The following is an 18553-nucleotide window of genomic DNA, read 5'->3' on the forward strand; positions in this document are numbered from 1 at the left end:
GCAGGGGCCTTCCGGCCCCTGCCTGTTCGTTTCAAGAGGACATGAGGACTGGACCGACAATGCTGATGCGATCTCTGGCAGCGACACTCTTCGTTCTGGCTGGTGCTGCTCCGGCCGCAGCGGCCTGCGATGCCTTTACCGGCGTCATCGAGGCGTTCAATGCCGGCGACGAGCAGAAGGCCCAGTCGATTGCCGAAACCGCCGGCACCGCCAATTGCGGCGCCAACGAGCGCACGCTCGTCGGCCGCGTCGCAGCGCTCACGTCGTTTAACCGCATTGCCAGGGACGTCGGAAACGGCGGGCGGCTCGACGACCATCGCGGGGACCTGGAGGCGCTTCAGAAGAAATATGGTGGCCCTTGGCAGGTCTTCGATGCGCTGGGCGATCTCGCCCGCGAGCGCAAGGACTATGAGGAAGCGGCCAAGCTCTACCAGATCGCGCTGGAAGACGGTTCGAACACGACGCTGACGCCGGATTGGATGGCACCCGACGAGGACTATATTCGCCGCCTCGACCGACTTGCCGGCGAAATGCGCCTTGCCGCGCCGCGCCCGGTGAAGCTCGCCATGCGCGGCGGCTGCAAGGTCTCCTTCCGCGGCGTGACGATCAAGAAGAAATCGACGCCGGTGCGCTACGTCTTCGGCACCGCCGATTTCACGCCCGAAGGCATCGAGGCCGCAAAGGACGTCGCGGAATGCCTGAAGGCCGTCAAGCCTGCCGCGATCCAGCTGATCGGCCATACCGACCCGGTCGGCTCGGCGGAGGCGAACTACAAGCTTTCGCTGGCGCGCGCCGATGCGCTGAAGACCTACCTCTACGACGCCGGCTATGCCGGTACGATCACCACGGTCGGCAAGGGCGAGGACGAGCCCTTCAAGCCGGATGATGCGAGCGCCTATGACACCGAGACGCTGAACCAGTTGAACCGCCGCGTGGAAGTGGATGTGCAATGAGAAGGCTGCTGCCCTGTCTGCTGGCGCTTTCGCTGACGGCAGCCCTGCCGCTGCCGGCCTTCGCCGCGCAGACCTACGCGCTGGTCGTCGGCGTCGACGAATATCCCTATGAAGTCAGCCTCGACGGCGCGGTGCGCGACGCGGAGGACGTCTACGCATCGATGAGCGCCGCCGGCTTCACGGTGAAGAAATTCACCAATGCCGAAGCGCGCAAGGACGATATCCGCAAGGCCTGGACCGACATGGTGGCCGAGGCGGCGGCCGGCGATACGATCATCTTCACCTATGCCGGCCACGGCGCGCAGATGCCGGAGCTGATCCCCGGCGACGAGGCCGACGGGCTCGACGAATTCCTCCAGCTGCCGGGTTTCGACCGAAACCGCTTCCAGGAAACCTTCAAGGAAATCATCGTCGACAACGAGATGAACGAATGGTTCGGCGAAGCCGAAGCCAAGGGCGTGCACGTGCTCTTTGTTTCCGACAGCTGCTTTTCCGGCGGCATGAGCCGCTCGATCAAGGGCAAGACGCGTCTGGCCCCTGCCGTGACGGTCAAGCTCGCGCCGCCGTCGCAGGAGGCGATTGCCGGCGCGAACCTCAAGGAAGTCAACTTCAAACAGGTGACGGTGCTTGCCGCGTCGCTGGAAAGCCAGCCGACCCCGGAGGTCATCATCGACGGCGAGCCGCGCGGCGCGCTGAGCTGGAGCTTCGCCCGCGCCGTGGAAGGCAGCGCCGACCGCGATGGCGACGGCGTCATCACGCGCATCGAACTGGAAGACTATATCTTCAGCAATGTGAAGAACCGCTCCGAAGCCTTGCAGGTGCCGAACTTCATGCCGCAGGTCGCCCGCTCGGAGAGCGAGGTCGTCGTGACGCTGACGCGCGGTATTCCCGTCGCCACGGCCGACACCACGACAACGGCTGGTGACGCCGGCACCACTCCGAAAAACATCAAGAGCGTCAAGGACCTCGGGTGGACCGGCAGCATCGCGCTCCAGATCGACGGCGACGCCGAAAAGCCCAAGGGGGCTGACGGCACGGGCACGCCCTTCCGCTGGGATGTGGCAAACGGCACCTTCTATACGCCGAACGGCGACGTCGCGGGCGAGAGTGTCGGCGCGGACCGCATCCAGTCGGTGGTCGACAAGTATATCCTACTCGATTTCCTCAAGGCCATGGCGAGCCAGAACCCCGGCACGGTCTCGCTGACACCGGTCAAGGATATCTATGCCGCTGGCCAGCGGTTGCGCTTCGATGCGCCTCCCGGCCGCTATCCGAACATGCTGGTCTTCAACCTCGCCAATACCGGCGAGGTGCAGTTCCTCGACATGCAGGCGGCCGGCACGAACAGCTCCGAATTCAAACTGACGGATGTCGAGGTCGTCAAACCCTTCGGCGCCGATCACCTGATCACGGTCTGGACCGCCGAACCGGTCGACGCCATCGGTGCTGTGCTGTCCGACAAGAACGTCACCGCCGCCGCCCTGTTGCAGGCGCTCCAGACGCGGCTCGACGGCAAGGAGGCAAGCGTGGCCATCCAACCCCTCTATACGCGGGAAACGCTCTGATGCTCCGTTACGCCGCAGCGCTCCTCCTTTCATTCTCATTGTTCTCAGCCGCAGAAGCCGCCGATCGCGCGCTTCTCGTCGGCATCGGCAGCTATGCCTCGCTGCCGGAAAAGATGTTCCTGGAAGGGCCGAAGAACGATGTGCCGCTGATCGAAAAACTCCTGAAGGAGAAGCAGGGCTATTCGGCCGACTCGATCCGCATTTTGCTCGATAAGGATGCAAGCCGCGCCTCCATCCTCGCCAGTATCGACGAATGGCTGATCAAGGGCACGCAGCCGGGCGACCGCGTCTATTTCTATTTTTCTGGCCATGGCCTGCAGGTGAAGGACGTTAGCGGCGACGAGGAGGACGGCCTCGACGAGGCGCTCTCGACCTATGACATCGCCGCCGGCGACGGCGACTGGACGAATGTCATTCTCGACGACGAAATCGACGCGATGCTGGAAAAGCTGAAGGATCGCGCCGTTTCGATCGTCATCGACGCCTGCCATTCCGGCACGATTTCGCGCTCACTCTCGACGCAGGTTTCCGACGTGATGGAAAGCGCGCGCTTCCTGCCACGCCCGTTCGCCAAGCCGGTGGAGGCTGTGAAGACGCGCGGCCTGCGCATCGATGTGGCGGTGGTCGACAAGCCGGATATCGTCAAGCAGAACGGCGTGGAAGCCTGGAGCGCCGCCTCGTCCTATCAGGTCGCCTGGGACGACACGCGCCTGCCGCCGGAAGAGCGGCACGGCGTCTTCACGCTCTCCTATGTCAACGGCCACGACACAGCCGCCGCCGACAGCAACGGTAACGGCATCGTCTCCAATGCCGAGCTTCTGGAATATGTGAAGAAGCAATCGCAGACCTATTGCGCGAGCCAGACCCAATGCCAGGGCCTCGACCCGCAGCTCGAGGTCAACTACGCATTGCTGGGTGCTGCCGCGGTGACCCAGACAGGCGGCGAAACGACGGGCCAGCAGACCCAGCAATATGAACAGCCGCAGACCGGCGGTGACACGCAGCAGCAGACGACGGACTATTCGCAGCAACAACAGAGTGCGGATTACGCCAAGGTCGAACCGGTCAAGGTCGAGAACACCCAGCAGACGGCCTATGTCGCCGCGGATCCGGTCGACGCGGTCAGCGACATCCTCGGTAAGCCGCCGGCCGGCGACGTCCAGCTCTCGCTGTCCTCGGATCACCTGAACACCGGCGATCCCTTCCGCATCACCGTGACAAGCAGCACCGGCGGCCACCTCATCCTCTACGACGTCGACAGGGACGGCAAGGCGACGCAGATCTTCCCGAACGAGGCTGCCAAAAAGATCACGCCGCTCACGCCCCACACACCGCTGACCATCCCGGACGACTATTACGGCTTCGATTTCGAGGCCGATGGCCCGAGCGAAAACGTCCTGGTCGCCATCGTGGTGGCCGACGACGTCGATCTCACCAAGGTCGCGCCCAACGACTACGGCCTGCAGAAGGAACTCGACGCCCGCACGACGATTGCCGACATCGCCGGAACGCTGCAGCAAACCTGGACGCGCGATACCGAAAATCGCAGCGTGAACTGGTCGCTGGGGCTCCTGAAATACACGGTGTATTAAATCCCGGATCGCACGTCCGTCTCAGATGCCCGCGGAGTTCCATCCGCGGGCATTTTTCTACGCGGTGATTCAGGAGCGCTGCTTCTCGCCCGCGCTCTTGCCGTCCGAGCTCTTTGACCGCTCCTCGAAACGATCGGCGCCCTTGGCCAACTCCGACCCTTTTTCGGCCTCGATCTTACGCTCTTCGGCCCGCGTCGCCTTATGCAATCCCCGGCCGCCTTGCTTGCCGGTTTCCGTAGGCGCGTTCTCAATCGCCATGATCTGTCCTCCATAGACTCACTGCAAACGGCGGGAAGACAGATTGGTTCCCGTCGGGACGTTATTCCAATGTGAAGATCCCTGAGCCATGGATTGGGGACAGAACAGCGAGGGTCTGGCGCTATCGGATGAGCCGAGCACAAAAGCGTTATTGGAATCGATCGGCTGATGAATGGTGGTGAGCGCGCAGGGATTCGAACCCTGGACCTACTGATTAAAAGTCAGTCCCCTGTAGTTGCCGCATGTTTCACCTAATGTCAATAATGCTTGGTTTTCCGGGGTTTTGCGCCTATATTATCGCCGCATCGTTCCCATTGTTTCCTGACGTTTCAATGAACGGTGGCGACTCGGTGGCGACTCGGTGGCGACTGGAGGGGACATTGCCTACTGTGAAATTGACGCGGAAAGTCGTCGCTGGGCTTAAGCCAGCAGGTAAGACGGTCACATATTACGATGAAACGGTGAAAGGGTTCGGCTTCAGGATGACCGCAGCCGGTGCTTCTAGTTGGATTCTGGAATATCGCCCTGGCGCAGGCGGTCGTGGCGTTTCGAAAAAGCGTTTGAAGCTCGGCTCGCCGGCAACGATGTCCCCAGAGCAAGCGCGAGAAGAAGCGCAGCGGACCTTGGCGCGTGTAACGCTGGGTGAAGATCCCGCGAGCGCGCGTTCGGAGGAGCGCGGGTCACTTTCGGTTTCGGCGCTCGTTGAAGCCTACATGCGTGATCATGTTGCAGCGAAGCGGAAGCCAAAAACGGTGACCGAATATCAGATGGTAATCGACAGATACATCAAGCCCGCGCTGGGGAGCATGCGCGCTTCACTCGTGGCGCCTGCAGATGTCGCTCGGATGCAGGCGGGTGTGATCAAGGGCAAGCGTCGAAATGGAAACACGGGCAAGACGATTGCCAACCGTTCGCTCGCCGTGCTGTCGGCCGCGTTCGGGTGGGGACAGGATATGGGGCTCGTCCCGGACGGCCACAATCCTACCCGCCGCGTCGAGCGATTTAAAGAGTCGAAGAAGGAGCGTTTCCTAACCGTTGCGGAAATGTCGGCACTTGGGGAAGCTCTGATCGAGGCGGAAACCACGGGAATCCCCTACGACATTGATGCGTCGAAACCGCATGCGAGGAATGCGGCAAAACCCGAGAATCGGAAGACTGTGTTCGGCCCTCACGCTGTGGCTGCGATCCGCTTGCTCCTGCTAACTGGCGCCCGGAAACGCGAAATCCTTGATCTTCGATGGCAGGATGTAGATTTTCAGCGCGGGCTTCTTTTCTTGGGAGATTCGAAAACCGGCCCTAAGACAATCATCCTGTCGGAGGCGGCTGTGGAAGTTCTGCGGCAAATCCCGCCGATCGGAAAGTTTGTTATCGCTGGCGCATCCGCTGGCGCCGAAGATGAAAAGCCGCGCGCTGATCTTAACGCACCGTGGCGGGCTGTGTTGAAAAGGGCCGGGCTCGAGAAGGTACGTCTTCATGACCTCCGTCACTCGTTTGCCAGTATTGGTGTTGGAGATAGCTTGGGGCTTCCTATCGTGGGCAGGTTGCTTGGGCACACCCAGGCCGCGACCACGGCTCGATATTCGCATTTGGACACTGATCCGCTTAAGCGCGCCGCAGACGCCATCGGCGACCGTATCACTACTGCACTGGGGAAGAAGTGATGGCGCGTATTCCAGGAGGCTTCTCGTCCCAAGCGTTTGCGATCGAGTGCGCGATCCACGAGGGTCGCGACGGCGACGCAAGGAATCTGCTATTTAGGGCGTTGGCAGCTGGGCAAGCCGATCCGCAAACTCAAAGATTGGCCGCCCGTTACTTCGATCCGAAGAAAAAACCTCGTGGAAGGCCAAAATCCGCCCCGGCCTATTGGTTCGACATTGGGACGGAGTTTTATTCAATGCGTGGTCGTGGCGTCAAATACGAGGACGCATTGCGCAAACTCTCCGAAGACTTCGGGCGATCAGAGACAAACATCCGAACAGCCATCGCATACTATGACGAATCCAAGGCAGCGCACGACGAGGCCACTGCAGAATAATGCAGTTTATTTGCCTAAAATGACTCCGGAAACTCGGCCATATTCATGGCATCACCACGCTATGAGAGGAGATGCCATGACAAGTAACATCCGTACTCGGCAGGCCGCCGACTATCTTAGTCTTTCGAAATCCACCCTCGACAAACTTCGCTGCTCCGGCGGAGGCCCACGGTTCTACAAGCTGGGTCGCGCGGTCATTTACGACGTCACCGACCTTGACGCCTGGAAGGCTGAGCGTGCTCGCACGTCCACGTGGGGTGCCGCAAATCAGAACACACCGGAACCGGCGGCCGCCTAGCCGCCTTGACCCGTTGCTATGCGCCTAGGTTAATCGAAGCACCGGCGCTCGTGTAGCGCGCCCATTCATCAACACCATCATTAGCAAACCGGCCTCGTCGCCGGAAGAGGAGGAATCTTGCCTATCATCAGCACCAAAGAAGGCACGGCCATCAATTCGGATCACGTGGTCCAGTTTACGCGCTTGCGAAATGGCCAGACGCGTTTTCTCCTTTCCACGGGCGGAGAGGTGACCGCGGAGGCTTACCGCGAGGATATGGATGACCTCTTTGTTCCGGTATTGCCCGCCCAACCCGGGTTCGTGGCGGTCTTCGTCGACCGTTTGAGCGACGGCACTTTGCACTACCGGCACCGCTCGGTAATCGCTTGGCGGCTTTGCGCGTCAGGAAATTACCCAATTTTCGAGGGCTACCATGAAGATGCTGACGACTACGCGGTGGTGATAGATCCGGCTGGCGGAGTCTTTGACTCAGATCACAACATGTGGGCCACACTTGAGGAGTGGCGGAAAGAGTACGAGGCGGAGCAAAGCGAGATCGCTGCCAGCGTGGTGAAGGCCGCCTGATGAAAATCCTTGATTTGAAACCCGCCTCTGGAAACGGAGGCGGGGCGGTGAAGCTCATGGCGACTTTTGACCTTGAGCTTTCCCAAGACGTGCGCCTTTTCGGTCTGCGGCTGATGGAGGCTGCAGATAGCAGACGTTTGATCTACGCCGCGAACGCCAACGGTGGGCGAAGGACCGCGACGTTTTCACCGGCACTGGCGCAAGCCATTACCTTAGCCGCAACTCAGCATCTTAAGGGGCACGAAACCGCCAATGAGCAACACCGCCGTACAGCTTGATCCCCGCCAAATCGCGCAGTCCTTGGGCGGCACAGCTCGCGGCAATCAGATTTCGGCGCCGGCACCTGGGCATTCCCGAAAAGACCGCTCGCTTTCTGTTCGGATTGACCCGTCCGCCCCAGAGGGGTTTGTCGTCAACGGATTCGCCGGCGAGGATCCGCTGGGGCTGCGCGACTACGTTCGCACGAAAGCCGGCTTGCCCGACTGGGAGCCAGAACGCCGTGTTCACATGGCGCCAACATTGCACCTCCGTCTCGTCAAAGGCGCGGAGCCGCCGAAGCCATTCACCGATCGTCACCTGACGAGACAAGGGTACGCCCACGCGGCCACGTACGATTATGTCGACGGGTCGGGCGAAGTATTGTTCGAGGTTCTTCGGTATGAGCATCCAGCGGAGCCAAAGACCTTCACTCAGCGGCGTCCCGACGGGAATGGTGGCTGGTTCGCCGGACGTGGTGACTCTGTCTTGTACCGCTTGCCGGAGATTCTAGCCAACACGACGGATCCGATCTTCGTGGTCGAGGGAGAGAAGGACGCCGACCGGCTGGCGTCATTTGGTTTTCTCGCGACCACGCCTCCACAAGGCGCTTGGCCCGATGATTTGTCGGTGCTCGCCGGAAGGAAGATTTATGTCCTTGCCGACAACGATGTGCCCGGAGAGAGGAAAGCAGCTGCGGCGATCGAGCGCCTAACCGGTATTGCTACAGTCACCCGCGTCGATCTTCCAGGGTTGCCAGATCGGGGGGACGTATCCGACTGGTTTGATGCCGGACGCACAGCCGAGGAACTTGTAGCGCTTTGCAAAGATGCGGCCCCGCTGCCGGCAAACGACAACACTCCACCATCAGAGTCCGCCCTCTCAATATTCGACTGGACCGTCGATCGCTTCGTCGGTGCGGCGCCTCCGGTCGAATACCTAGTCGACGGCGTGATCCCCCTTGGCGTTCCAGGCATGGTGTCAGCCGCTGGCGATACGGGTAAATCATACGCGCTGCTCGAACTACACCGCCGCGTGGCTTTCGGCTCTAACCAGTTCGCATCTCCGATTTTCGGCGGGAAGGTCGTTGCTGAGGGAACGTCGGTGATGATCACGAGCGAGGATGATGCAAACGAAGTGCACCGACGTATCGCCGCGCTTGATGAGAAAGAGCAGCGCTACTCCTCAGTTGGAAAGAGGATGATTGTGGTACCGCTCCCTTCAGCGGGCGGAGCGCGTGCCTTTTGGAGGGAAGATCGGAAGATTGGCCTTTTGGAGACCGATGAGTTCAGGCGGATTTGCGAACAGCTCCGCGAGATACCAGACCTTAGGCTCGTTACCTTCGACCCGCTCGCTTCGTTTGCCCATCTTGCACTCAATGAAGATCCGACGGCCGGGCAATTCGTTTGTTCTTCGCTGGCACGGTTGGCATCCGAGACCAAAGCGACAGTGCTTGTTGCGCATCACATGCGGAAGAGTAAGACGCCCATCGAGACGCTGTCTGACGCTCGCGAGGCGATCCGCGGCAGCACCGCCTTGGTCGATGGTTTGAGGCTTGCGTATGCCATGTGGCCGGCGGATGAGGCGCGTGCGAAGCGGGTCTGCAAATCTTTAGGTATCGGTCACGAGCCCAATAAGATCGTCCTCGGCGGTGTGGTAAAGGCCAACGGCGCAGCGCGGCGCATGATGTCGACATACGCCAGAAACGAGACTGGTCTTCTGATTGACAGGAGCGCCGGTTTGGGTGCGGCGGCACCCGCGCAGGGCGATCTGCGCGCTGCGCTCGTAGTTTCGGTAGAGGCGGCTGCAGCAGCAGGCGCGCCTTTCACCAAAACAGGTGCGAGCGGACTCTTCGAGCTCCGCGAACGACTACCGGAAGAGCTAAGGCGCATGGGCAAGGCGCGGCTCGATGCTTTAGCAGCGGATGCTCTCGAACGCGGCGACATCGTTCGCGTAGCGGCTCGCGGTGAGAAAACCGCAAAATGGCTCGACGTACCAACGGGCATGTTCGCCGCTGGGATTGGCACCTTCACGGCTGGAACGCCGCGCTGAATATCCGTTCCCAGAGAGCGGTGGGAACGGCCGTTCCCGTGGGAATGGGAACGCTAAGTACTTGTTTATGTTGAATTTCCCGTTCCCGTTCCCAGCGTTCCCAAGAATTTTGGGAACGGCTAAGTCGTTGAAAATAAAGCCGTTCCCACGTTCCCAGGTTTTTCCCTTCTTTCAGAAGGGGAGGCGTCTGGGAACGCCATCCCCGAAATGAAGGAGCACAGAATGATCCGAACCCGCATTCAAAACATCGGCGGCGCATTCCCAGGTCGCGGAGCAGCACCAGCAATGACCCGCGATTTTCACCTCGCTCGAGGGGAGCGTACGGCAATTGATCGGCTTGGCGACAGAGCCGCCTTCCGCCCAGTCGTGAACTCCGATGCAGGCTCGCTGGTCGCTGCCAACGATAACCAGCCGAAGAAAAAAACCCGCACGGAGGATGCCGCTTGAGCCAGGCCAAGATGAGCAATCGTGATTTTTCGAACCTTTCCGCCCTCCTGGCCGCCGCAGCCTCGCCGGCAACCACAACCACACCTGTCCCCGCAAAGAAACCTAGACCGGTGCCGGCCAACGACAACAAGGCGCCGGACGTCCTGGCGTGGCCAACCCTTGCGAGGCTCGCTCATCGTGGCGACGAATCCCGAGTATTCGCGCTGAGGCATTGGCGAAACCTCCTCCATCCCGGCACTGGTTACATGCCGCCAGAGCCCACGGAAGACGACACCGACGAGTCAGAGATCGAGGTCCGTCCTTCCGAAGCAGAACTGCTTCGCGCCGTCGGCTGGACTGTGAACGGAGTAGAAAGATGGGAGCATACAGGCCGGATCGTCAACACCTACGCAGCGGCACAGATCGAGCCCACGATCAACCGTCATCGCAACGGCGCTGTCGACATCGAACTCGGCGATCTCGTCTTCCGCGATGGCGAGATGATAGAATGGGGCCGCACCAGGAAGGGCAGGGCGCTGCGCCCCGTGGAGCGCGCGCGAGGCGTTAAGGGGCGTGAACAGCCGGGAAGGCCCGAGGCAGCTATCCGCGCGTACCTGCGGGCTCCAGCGACAACGCCGTCGCCGTTCACTGCCGTGTCGCTTCGGCGGCCGTGCTCAGCAGCGACGGCTATTACTGATATGTATGATCCTCTACCTGGCGTCGAGGAAGCGCGCGAGGTTCTTCGAGAACACCGCGTCGATGGTTCGGTACCCTTCCAAGAACTACCCGTGCCAGCCACCCAATGCCCCGACGGCCTAGTCGCGGGTCCGCAGTGGGTGGGCGGCGTCAAAAAGCCGAAGCCGCTGGGAGAGATTTCGGCCGCTGCTGGCCGTGAGCCCGAGGTCGTTCGCCAAATAGAGATCGGCGACTATCTGAGACATTTGCGGCGGCTGCTTGGCGACCACGCGAAGGTGCTAGATCTGGCGATCACCGACGCGTCCGCTAAGGAAATCGGCATCGCGATGGGGAGGGCGCCAGCGTATGCAGAGAAAGCCGGCCCGCACATGATCGATGCTGCCGTCGACGCACTCATCGCCTTCGACGATACCGCTAGGACAGAAATTGCCCCGATAGGAGAAAAAATCGCGGCTTAGTGTCCGGTCGAGCGAGCCGCCGTGCCGTATATTATTGAAGGGATTGATTTCCCGGAGGTCGCCATTGCGCGGCCTCTTCTTTTTTGAGGCGCCGGCAAGCGGCGGACGTTCGAAACTCGCGAACTTTGCCGGGACTGCCTCGAACCTACAAAAACCAATCAGTAGCTACTTGCTCGGCGATTGAAGCTATCGACCGCATTACTATATTCGGTGCGTGCCTTGCTATTGTCGCTGTTAGCTTCGTCGACAGCTTCCTGCGCCTCATCGTTGCGGCAGGACATGTAGCGTTCAACGTCCGACTGGTAGGATTCCATTTCTCGCTTGCACCGGTCGTAATCGTCCTCGTCGTCGAAAGAGCCAAAGCTCGTCGCGCAATACGGAGCGGATGGCTCAGAGCAATATGCGAAAGATGCTGACGGGCTGAAAAGCAAAAGTGAGGCTAGAACGTAGCGCATCGGAGTCCTCTGAGTGTCTACCTCATTTCTGCATGTCTAAATTTGGCTGTCCATCTTCGTTTTTCATCTGCCCAATCTACGGCTAGATGCCAGCGGCTCGGACGCGGCATTCCGTTGGGCTTTTCCTTGGCAGTTCTAGGGCCTAGCCTGCGACATCGCCTCGTTGACCGGTCTCGGTCCTGCGGTGGCTGCCTTACTAATTGGCTGGCGCGCTCAGAAGGGCCGCTCGGCACAGGTTGAGATAATGCCACGGCAGACGCTCTCGACGGTCAATAACTTCCCCCATTGCCTTGGCGCGCCTCCTCTCGCGACATGGCGATCGTGCGGCGGCCTCCCTGCGGGTTGAGGTCGCCGCTTTTGTTATTCTGCGCGGTAGAGAAGCCAGGTATGTCGATCAAAGAAACCGATTCATTGCGCGCTCGTCAGCCAAAGTCTCTCTCGCAGATGCAAGAAGACGTTCTGCTGTCATTCCTTCAGTGCGTTTCGACGCACGGTTCAGCTCCTCGATTGCCTTTTGAAAAAGAAGCTCCCGCAATTCTCGAACGGTTGCGCTTTCATCGGCTATGACGCGAACTTTAACCGTCGTCCAATGGGTGACATCGCGACCTTCTAGCTCATCGTCATGGGCGAACTTTACCTCGCCCCACCAGCGGCGAGGATCCTCGGTACTATTGTGAAGATTGCCTATCTCAAAGTTTGGCACCCCTGCAGGCATGTGGATCCCTCCGGTTGTTATTCTGCCATTCGAGCACAATCCTACGGAAGCAGCAACATCTTCGAGTCCGAAGCGGTCCACCATCTACGCCGATATAGCTCATCAGGTAGAGCGCCTGCCTTGTAAGCAGGATGTGGCTGGTTCAAGTCCGGCTGTCGGCTCCATAACCAGTGTGTAGCGCAGCCTGGTAGCGCACGTGACTTGGGCTCACGGGGTCGCAGGTTCGAGCCCTGCCACACTGACCATATCGAGGTGTCATGGTAGACCCCCGCTCAGAAGAAGCCGCTGCCTATCGCCGTCTGTATAAGACGGCTCGTTGGCGCCGGATACGCGAGCATCAGTTGGCGCTTCACCCCCTGTGTGAGTGGTGCCTGGAGCGCGAAGAGGTCACGGAGGCGACTGAGGTGCACCACTCTGATGGTGGACACAAGGGCAACCTCGACAAGTTCTGGCACGGGCCGTTCATCAGCACATGCAAGCCATGCCATTCATCGAGAGGGCAGCTAGAGGACAACGGCAAGGCGGTCGTGGTCTATGGGCCAGATGGTTGGCCGATTTGATCAGAAAATGGATGAAAATAAATCGATAAATCGATGATTTATTTGCATTTTATGCTTGACGAAGAGATCTGGTCGTGATATGATAGAAGGTTACCCCCCCGGGGGCGGTCAAAAGTCGCCGCCGGGCCTCTTTTGGGAACCGGAGCTGGGGTTTTTCGTACATTTTTCCAATTCAAAAGTTGAGGGTATGCGATGGCAAAGCCACGCACGCCGAAGGCAAAGGCTGCGGTAACGGGGCAAGCCGCGGTTCGCAGAAAGAAATTCGAGGAGCGCCATGAGCCGGTTGTCGCTGACGCTGTCGGCGAGCCGTTCGAGTGGCTGAATGAATTCGCGCAGAAAGCATGGCGCGAGATTGCATCTGAGGTGCCCTGGCTCAACTCGAGCCACCGAGGTCATCTGGCGATCGCCGCGAACATCCGCGGGCGAATGATGAAGGGTGAAGACGTTGGCGTACAAGCCATGAACCTTCTGCGTCAGTGCTACGGTCAAATGGGGGCGACACCGGCCGATGCCAGCAAGGCTGGAGCAAAACCGGATGGCGAGCGTAAAGACCCGGCCGACGAGTTCTTCGACGAGTAACATCCCTTCGCACTTCGACCCAGTCTACCCGACTGGTCCGGTTGATGAATACGCGGAAAAGGTCATCAGGGGCGACATTGTTGCCGGTCCACATGTGCGGAACGCCTGCCGTAGGCATCGCGACGACCGCCTGAACGGGCCAGCACGCGGCGTCCACTGGGATCCTGCAGCAGCTGACCGTGTTCTGCGGTTTTTCCCAGCGGTGTTGCGCCTCAATGGCGGCCAGTTCGAGGGGCGGCCCTTCCACCCGCACCTGTCGCAGCAGTTCAAGATCGGCTCCATCTTCGGTTGGAAGCGCGTGGAATCGGACGGCGCAATCCTGCGACGCTTTCGACGCGCCTACATCGAGGAAGGTAAGGGCAACGGCAAGTCCCCGCTGGCGGCCGGCATAGGACACTACTGCCTAACTTCGGACGGCGAGGCGGCCGCTGAAATTTATGCGGCCGCGGCCAACAAGGACCAGGCGTTCGTTCTGTTTCGCGACGCGGTCGCGATGTACGAGCAGTCTCCGGCGCTGAAGTCCAAGCTGACGCCGTCTGGTGGTAACCCGGTCTGGAACCTGTCATACCTCAAGAAGCGGTCGTTCTTTCGACCCATCTCGCGAGAGGGTGCGCACTCGGGTCCCCGCCCGTACATCGCGCTGTGCGATGAAATCCACGAGCATCCGGATGGCAAGGTCATTGAGATGCTGGAGCGCGGCTTCAAGTTCCGCCGGCAGCCGCTGTTGTTCATGATCACGAACTCCGGTTCGGACAGGAACAGCATCTGTTGGGACGAGCACCAGCACGCGGTCAAGGTGGCGGCAGGGACGCCAACGCCGGACGATGATTTCACCTATGTGGGCGAAGTTATCGACGACACGACGTTTTCGTATGTTTGCGCGCTCGACAAGGACGACGATCCGTTCACGGATCCGACCTGCTGGCAGAAGGCAAACCCCCTGTTCGGGGTGACGCTGAAGCACGACTATCTGGCTGGCGTCGTCAACCAGGCAAAGGACATCCCGTCCAAGAGAAACGGCATTCTTCGCCTGCATTTTTGCGTTTGGACTGAAGCTGACACCTCATGGATACCGCGACCCTTGATCGAAAAGGTCATGGTCGACTTCGACCCTTACGAGGAGCACAGGGGCAAGCCAATCAACGCGGCTGGCCTAGACTTGTCAGGGGCAAAGGACTTGACGGCGGCGGCTTTCGTTGTCGAGACCGGCACAAAGCGCATTGCCCGAGAGGACGGAACGGAAGCTGACCTCCCGACCTATGATGCCTGGATTGAGGCGTGGACGCCTCGCGATACGATGGACGAGCGTACCAAGCAGGATCACCTGCCATACAGGCTGTGGTTCGAGCAGGGCTACGTGCATGCGCCAGAAGGCGCTCGAATTCGATACGATCATGTCGCCGCGATGTTCGCCAAGCTCAACACTGAGCATGGCATTGGCGTACTTGCCTACGACAAATACGTCTATGACAAGTTCGCCGACGAGCTCGATGGTTATGGCGTCGACATCAACAGCGTTGCCCATCCGCAGGGTGGCAAGAAGCGCGCAAAGCCTGACGAGAAGAAGGTTCAGGCGGCAAAAGATGCCGGCGAACCGCCTCCGTTAGGCTTGTGGATGCCAGGCAGCTTGGCTGCGTTGGAGACGCTGATCCTCGAAGAGCGTATCCGCCTTCGAAAAAGCCCGGTTCTGATGGGTGCCATTATGGCCGCCCACGTCGAGACCGACCCGCTTATGGGCAATCAGTGGCTATCCAAACTGAAGTCAACGCAGAAAATCGACCCGGTCATAGCTCTATGCATGGCTGTCGGTGCTGCGGTTGATGGTGCGCCTGCAGCACAAGGTCAATCCTTCTGGGAAGTCCTCGACCCCACGACGGACTATTCGAAAGCCGCCTAGCCCATCGGGCAAATCAAAAACAAGGAATGCCTGATGGGTATCATTGCGAGGCTACTTGGTCGAAAGACCGAGGAAAAAGCCGTGTCTTTCGACCCCGTGTGGCTCGATTTCTTCGGCGCCAGAACGTCAAAGGCCGGGGTTCCTGTTTCTTGGGAGCGGGCGCTGGACGTCAGCACGGTTTTCGCCTGCATCAGGGTGATTGCGGAAGGCGTCGCGCAGGTTCCGTTGCGAGTCATGAAGGAACTACCAGACGGCAAGGGGAGCGTGCCGGCGCCAGAGCATCCGCTCTACAAGGTGCTGAACAGCAAGCCAAACCAGTGGCAGACGTCATTTGCGCTTCGCGAGACGATGATTTTCCATCTCGCGCTGACCGGAAACGCCTTTTTCTACAAGAATATCGTGCGAAATCGGGTCAAGGAACTGATTCCGATTGATCCCGGCTGCGTGACGGTCACGCGGAACGACGACTATTCCATCACGTACACCGTTACGGACCTGTCCGGCAGCACGATGACGCTTCCCCAGTCTCTGGTGTGGCACATCCGCGGGCCGTCGTGGGACACATGGCGTGGTCTGGATGCGGTAAGGCAGGCGCGCGAGGCTATTGGCCTGACGATCGCCACCGAGAACACGCAAGCCGAGATGCACGCCAACGGCCTGCAGACCTCCGGCACGTATTCGACGGAACAAAAGATCGATCCGGAGAAATACAAACAGATTCAGGCTTGGATTGCCGCTCAGATCGGCGGCCCGAACAAGCACAAGCCGTTTATCATCGACTCGGGCTTTAAGTGGGCTCAACAGTCTATGACGGGCGTCGATGCGCAACATCTAGAGACCCGCAAGTTCCAGATCGAGGAAATCTGCCGTTCGTTCCGTGTTTTGCCCCCTATGGTGGGGCATTCCGGCCAGGCGATGACATTCGCCAGTGCCGAGCAGATCTTCCTGGCTCACGTCATTCACACGCTCATGCCGTGGATCGTCCGCATTGAGCAGTCCATCGACAACGATCTGCTTGATGGCGACGAAGACGCAGCATTTTTCGCCAAGTTCAACGTCAATTCTCTGCTTCGCGGCGCCCACAAGGACCGCGGCGAGTATTATGCCAAGGCTCTCGGGTCGGGCGGCGCTCCGGCTTGGATGACGCAGGACGAGGTTCGCGCAGAAGAGGACTTCAACGCCTTCGGCGGGGAGGCCGGGGTGCTGCCGAAACCAACAAATGTTGGTGGTCAGCCGGCCAAAACGCCTGCAAACGACAATATTCCCAAGGAAACGGCCGCATGACCATGGAACATCTTCAGGTCAAGTTTGCACCTAGCGAAATTGACTCTGTTACCGGCGAATTTAAGGGTTATGGCGCCGTCTTTGGGAACATTGACAGCCATGGCGACGTGATCATGCCAGGTGCATTTGCCGAAACGTTGGCGGAGTGGGCTTCTAAGGGCCGATTGCCGGCCATGAAGCTTATGCACGGCAGCGCGATCAACATTTTTACCGGCGATGATATCCCGATCGGCAAATGGACCTCCATGCGGGAGGATTCTCGCGGTCTGTACGTCGAAGGTAAGATTTCGGGCCTCGATACGGACTATGGACGCCGGATTCACGCTCTTATGAAAGATGGCGTCCTGGACGGCCTGTCCATCGGATATCGCCCTAAGAAGGCATCCGCTGGCAAGAACGGGGCTAAAAGGCAGCTGGATTCAGTGATACTGCGGGAAGTTTCTCTCGTTGATGAGCCATCCAACGACAAATCGCGCGTCACCAGCGTGAAACACGAATTTAACCCGCGAGCAATGGAAGACGGCCTGCGTGATGCAGGTCTGTCGCGGGCGGACAGCGTGAAAGCTGTTGCGGTCTTCAAAAGCCTGCTGCTTCGCGACGAAGCAGAGCCGAATGACGGTCTTCGTGATGAAGAAGAAGCGGCAACCAAGAGCGACTCCGAGCTTCAGAAGCTGGCCGAGCGTATCAAGGCGCTGATCGCCTAGCGGCGGCACGCTCTACCCTACAAAATCATCAGGAGATTATCATGACGGATAAAACCGCCATCGAACAGGTTATGACCGCCTTCGAAGAATTCAAGTCGACCAACGACGCTGCAATTGCCGAGCTGAAAAAGAAGGGCGTCAACGACCCGCTCGTCACCGAGAAGCTCACCAAGATCGAAGCCACGCTGGCCTCGTTTGAGGATGCCAACCAGAAAGCGACCGCGGCTCTGCTCGAGGCGAAAAAGGCCGCCGACGCAGAGAAAGCGCATGTCGACGATCTGGAGGCCAAGCTCAATCGTCTTTCATTGAGTGCCGCTAACGACAACTTCCGAAGAGACGACGTCAAGTCGAAGGCGAATGCCTGGGCGCGCGCGGTCCACGATGCATCCGTTTTCGGCTTGCACAGCATCAATGCCGCTCAGCAGAAGGCTCTGGCTGACGTCACGGCGGAATATAAGGCAATGGGCATCGCGACCGATACTCAGGGTGGCTACCTCGCCCCGGCCGAGTACATCCGTGAAATCATCAAGGGCGTCACCGACGTTTCTCCGGTTCGCTCACTTGCCCGCGTTCGCCAGACGGCCTCGAAGGCGATCATGATCCCGAAGCGCACCGGCCAGTTTGCCGCGCAGTGGGTCGCTGATCAGGGCACGAAGTCGGAGACTGATGGCCTGCGCTACGGCATGTGGGAAATCCCGACCCACGAGATGTACGCGCTCATCGACATCTCGAACCAAAACCTCGAAGATTCCGCATTCAACATGGAATCGGAAATCAGCTTCGAGGCTACCGAGCAGTTCGCTGTTGCTGAAGGAGCTGCCTTTGTCTCCGGCTCTGGTGTTGGCCGTCCGGAGGGCATCCTTGTCGCGGCTGGTGTGACTGGTAACAACTCGGGCTCGGCCACGACTATTGCTGACGCCGACGGCCAGGCAAATGGCCTCTTCACGCTGAAGTACAGCCTGAAGTCCTCGTATGCTCGCAATGCGAACTGGATCATGAACCGCACCACGCTCGGTTCCGTCCGCAAGCTTAAGGACGCGCAGAAGGGATACATCTGGCAGCCCGGCATCGCGCTTGGCGCTCCAAACACCATCGACGGCGACCCGTATGTGGAAGTTCCGGACATGCCGTCCGAAGGCGCCGGTGCCGTGCCGATCGCGTATGGCGATTTCGCCCGCGCCTACACGCTGGTGGATCGCATCCAGAT

General features: G+C 59.7%; 19 protein-coding genes and 2 tRNA genes. 18 read left to right on the plus strand and 3 right to left on the minus strand.

Annotated features, from left to right (window positions below):
- Positions 1 to 59: 59 nt before the first annotated feature.
- The 3 genes from ACOZKU_RS14540 to ACOZKU_RS14550 are packed head-to-tail and all read left to right on the plus strand — an operon-like array spanning position 60 to position 4110.
- Positions 60 to 953 carry an OmpA family protein gene (locus tag ACOZKU_RS14540; protein WP_421579478.1) on the plus strand — a complete coding sequence of 298 codons (894 nt, stop codon included), beginning with the start codon at positions 60 to 62 and terminating at the stop codon, positions 951 to 953.
- Positions 950 to 2518, plus strand: coding sequence for a caspase family protein (locus tag ACOZKU_RS14545; RefSeq protein WP_421579479.1), 1569 nt, complete (start codon positions 950 to 952; stop codon positions 2516 to 2518). The genes ACOZKU_RS14540 and ACOZKU_RS14545 overlap by 4 nt, the downstream gene beginning before the upstream one ends.
- On the plus strand, positions 2518 to 4110 hold the full coding sequence (locus tag ACOZKU_RS14550) for a caspase family protein (RefSeq protein WP_421579480.1): 1593 nt from the start codon (positions 2518 to 2520) through the stop codon (positions 4108 to 4110). Before ACOZKU_RS14545 ends, ACOZKU_RS14550 begins: the two co-directional genes overlap by 1 nt.
- Before the next feature lie 69 nt (positions 4111 to 4179).
- On the opposite strand, the gene ACOZKU_RS14555 is transcribed toward ACOZKU_RS14550, so the two are convergent.
- The gene (locus ACOZKU_RS14555) at positions 4180 to 4368 is read right to left on the minus strand and encodes a hypothetical protein (RefSeq protein ID WP_117371086.1); all 189 of its coding nucleotides are present in this window, start codon (positions 4366 to 4368) and stop codon (positions 4180 to 4182) included.
- 389 nt (positions 4369 to 4757) lie between these two features.
- Between ACOZKU_RS14555 and ACOZKU_RS14560 the strand changes: the two genes are divergently transcribed.
- The 8 genes from ACOZKU_RS14560 to ACOZKU_RS14595 all read left to right on the plus strand — a co-directional run bounded on the left by ACOZKU_RS14560 (position 4758) and on the right by ACOZKU_RS14595 (position 11152).
- Positions 4758 to 6029 carry a tyrosine-type recombinase/integrase gene (locus ACOZKU_RS14560; RefSeq protein WP_421579511.1) on the plus strand — a complete coding sequence of 424 codons (1272 nt, stop codon included), beginning with the start codon at positions 4758 to 4760 and terminating at the stop codon, positions 6027 to 6029.
- A complete protein-coding gene (locus tag ACOZKU_RS14565; protein ID WP_421579481.1) occupies positions 6029 to 6403 on the plus strand; it encodes a hypothetical protein in 375 nt (124 codons plus the stop codon). The genes ACOZKU_RS14560 and ACOZKU_RS14565 overlap by 1 nt, the downstream gene beginning before the upstream one ends.
- Before the next feature lie 76 nt (positions 6404 to 6479).
- Positions 6480 to 6701, plus strand: a complete 222-nt coding sequence (locus ACOZKU_RS14570; RefSeq protein ID WP_421579482.1) for a helix-turn-helix transcriptional regulator — start codon at positions 6480 to 6482, stop codon at positions 6699 to 6701.
- 117 nt (positions 6702 to 6818) lie between these two features.
- The gene (locus tag ACOZKU_RS14575) at positions 6819 to 7265 is read left to right on the plus strand and encodes a hypothetical protein (RefSeq protein WP_421579483.1); all 447 of its coding nucleotides are present in this window, start codon (positions 6819 to 6821) and stop codon (positions 7263 to 7265) included.
- Entirely contained in the window at positions 7265 to 7543 is a 279-nt protein-coding gene (locus tag ACOZKU_RS14580; RefSeq protein ID WP_421579484.1) for a hypothetical protein, read from the plus strand. Before ACOZKU_RS14575 ends, ACOZKU_RS14580 begins: the two co-directional genes overlap by 1 nt.
- A complete protein-coding gene (locus ACOZKU_RS14585) occupies positions 7518 to 9572 on the plus strand; it encodes an AAA family ATPase (RefSeq protein WP_421579485.1) in 2055 nt (684 codons plus the stop codon). The genes ACOZKU_RS14580 and ACOZKU_RS14585 overlap by 26 nt, the downstream gene beginning before the upstream one ends.
- Positions 9573 to 9794: 222 nt before the next feature.
- Positions 9795 to 10019, plus strand: a complete 225-nt coding sequence (locus ACOZKU_RS14590) for a hypothetical protein (RefSeq protein WP_421579486.1) — start codon at positions 9795 to 9797, stop codon at positions 10017 to 10019.
- On the plus strand, positions 10016 to 11152 hold the full coding sequence (locus ACOZKU_RS14595; protein WP_421579487.1) for a hypothetical protein: 1137 nt from the start codon (positions 10016 to 10018) through the stop codon (positions 11150 to 11152). Before ACOZKU_RS14590 ends, ACOZKU_RS14595 begins: the two co-directional genes overlap by 4 nt.
- A 158-nt stretch (positions 11153 to 11310) precedes the next feature.
- Here the strand turns inward: ACOZKU_RS14595 and ACOZKU_RS14600 are convergent, their stop codons facing one another.
- Together ACOZKU_RS14600 and ACOZKU_RS14605 are read right to left on the minus strand one after the other, a co-directional pair.
- Positions 11311 to 11607: a hypothetical protein gene (locus ACOZKU_RS14600; protein WP_421579488.1), complete on the minus strand. Its 297-nt coding sequence runs from the start codon at positions 11605 to 11607 to the stop codon at positions 11311 to 11313.
- A gap of 394 nt (positions 11608 to 12001) precedes the next feature.
- Positions 12002 to 12322 (minus strand): hypothetical protein, encoded by a 321-nt coding sequence (locus tag ACOZKU_RS14605; RefSeq protein ID WP_421579489.1) that lies wholly within the window; start codon positions 12320 to 12322, stop codon positions 12002 to 12004.
- An 88-nt stretch (positions 12323 to 12410) separates the two neighbouring features.
- Between ACOZKU_RS14605 and ACOZKU_RS14610 the strand changes: the two genes are divergently transcribed.
- From ACOZKU_RS14610 to ACOZKU_RS14640, 7 genes are all read left to right on the plus strand, one after another.
- Positions 12411 to 12486: transfer RNA gene (locus tag ACOZKU_RS14610), tRNA-Thr, on the plus strand.
- Positions 12487 to 12490: 4 nt separating this feature from the next.
- Positions 12491 to 12567, plus strand: a tRNA-Pro gene (locus tag ACOZKU_RS14615).
- 507 nt (positions 12568 to 13074) lie between these two features.
- Positions 13075 to 13461, plus strand: coding sequence for a hypothetical protein (locus ACOZKU_RS14620; protein ID WP_421579490.1), 387 nt, complete (start codon positions 13075 to 13077; stop codon positions 13459 to 13461).
- Positions 13418 to 15358 carry a terminase large subunit gene (locus tag ACOZKU_RS14625; RefSeq protein WP_421579491.1) on the plus strand — a complete coding sequence of 647 codons (1941 nt, stop codon included), beginning with the start codon at positions 13418 to 13420 and terminating at the stop codon, positions 15356 to 15358. Before ACOZKU_RS14620 ends, ACOZKU_RS14625 begins: the two co-directional genes overlap by 44 nt.
- Positions 15359 to 15391: 33 nt before the next feature.
- Complete coding sequence (locus ACOZKU_RS14630; protein ID WP_421579492.1) at positions 15392 to 16642, plus strand: phage portal protein; 1251 nt, start codon at positions 15392 to 15394, stop codon at positions 16640 to 16642.
- Positions 16639 to 17346, plus strand: a complete 708-nt coding sequence (locus ACOZKU_RS14635; protein ID WP_421579493.1) for an HK97 family phage prohead protease — start codon at positions 16639 to 16641, stop codon at positions 17344 to 17346. The genes ACOZKU_RS14630 and ACOZKU_RS14635 overlap by 4 nt, the downstream gene beginning before the upstream one ends.
- A 41-nt stretch (positions 17347 to 17387) precedes the next feature.
- Positions 17388 to 18553 (plus strand): phage major capsid protein (locus ACOZKU_RS14640; RefSeq protein WP_421579494.1); only part of this gene is annotated, 1166 nt, incomplete at its 3' end.

The organism is Shinella sp. M31 (assembly GCF_049199205.1).
Classification (GTDB): Bacteria; Pseudomonadota; Alphaproteobacteria; order Rhizobiales; family Rhizobiaceae; genus Shinella.

Excerpts from the sequence above, each read along its gene's own strand:
- ACOZKU_RS14565 (WP_421579481.1), top strand. The coding sequence starts at position 6,029 with ATGGCGCGTATTCCAGGAGGCTTCTCGTCCCAAGCGTTTGCGATCGAG.
- ACOZKU_RS14590 (WP_421579486.1), top strand. The coding sequence starts at position 9,795 with ATGATCCGAACCCGCATTCAAAACATCGGCGGCGCATTCCCAGGTCGC.
- ACOZKU_RS14545 (WP_421579479.1), top strand. The coding sequence starts at position 950 with ATGAGAAGGCTGCTGCCCTGTCTGCTGGCGCTTTCGCTGACGGCAGCC.
- ACOZKU_RS14550 (WP_421579480.1), top strand. The coding sequence starts at position 2,518 with ATGCTCCGTTACGCCGCAGCGCTCCTCCTTTCATTCTCATTGTTCTCA.
- ACOZKU_RS14570 (WP_421579482.1), top strand. The coding sequence starts at position 6,480 with ATGACAAGTAACATCCGTACTCGGCAGGCCGCCGACTATCTTAGTCTT.
- ACOZKU_RS14600 (WP_421579488.1), bottom strand. The coding sequence starts at position 11,607 with ATGCGCTACGTTCTAGCCTCACTTTTGCTTTTCAGCCCGTCAGCATCT.
- ACOZKU_RS14555 (WP_117371086.1), bottom strand. The coding sequence starts at position 4,368 with ATGGCGATTGAGAACGCGCCTACGGAAACCGGCAAGCAAGGCGGCCGG.
- ACOZKU_RS14605 (WP_421579489.1), bottom strand. The coding sequence starts at position 12,322 with ATGCCTGCAGGGGTGCCAAACTTTGAGATAGGCAATCTTCACAATAGT.
- ACOZKU_RS14540 (WP_421579478.1), top strand. The coding sequence starts at position 60 with ATGCTGATGCGATCTCTGGCAGCGACACTCTTCGTTCTGGCTGGTGCT.
- ACOZKU_RS14630 (WP_421579492.1), top strand. The coding sequence starts at position 15,392 with ATGGGTATCATTGCGAGGCTACTTGGTCGAAAGACCGAGGAAAAAGCC.
- ACOZKU_RS14635 (WP_421579493.1), top strand. The coding sequence starts at position 16,639 with ATGACCATGGAACATCTTCAGGTCAAGTTTGCACCTAGCGAAATTGAC.
- ACOZKU_RS14580 (WP_421579484.1), top strand. The coding sequence starts at position 7,265 with ATGAAAATCCTTGATTTGAAACCCGCCTCTGGAAACGGAGGCGGGGCG.
- ACOZKU_RS14585 (WP_421579485.1), top strand. The coding sequence starts at position 7,518 with ATGAGCAACACCGCCGTACAGCTTGATCCCCGCCAAATCGCGCAGTCC.
- ACOZKU_RS14625 (WP_421579491.1), top strand. The coding sequence starts at position 13,418 with ATGGCGAGCGTAAAGACCCGGCCGACGAGTTCTTCGACGAGTAACATC.
- ACOZKU_RS14620 (WP_421579490.1), top strand. The coding sequence starts at position 13,075 with ATGGCAAAGCCACGCACGCCGAAGGCAAAGGCTGCGGTAACGGGGCAA.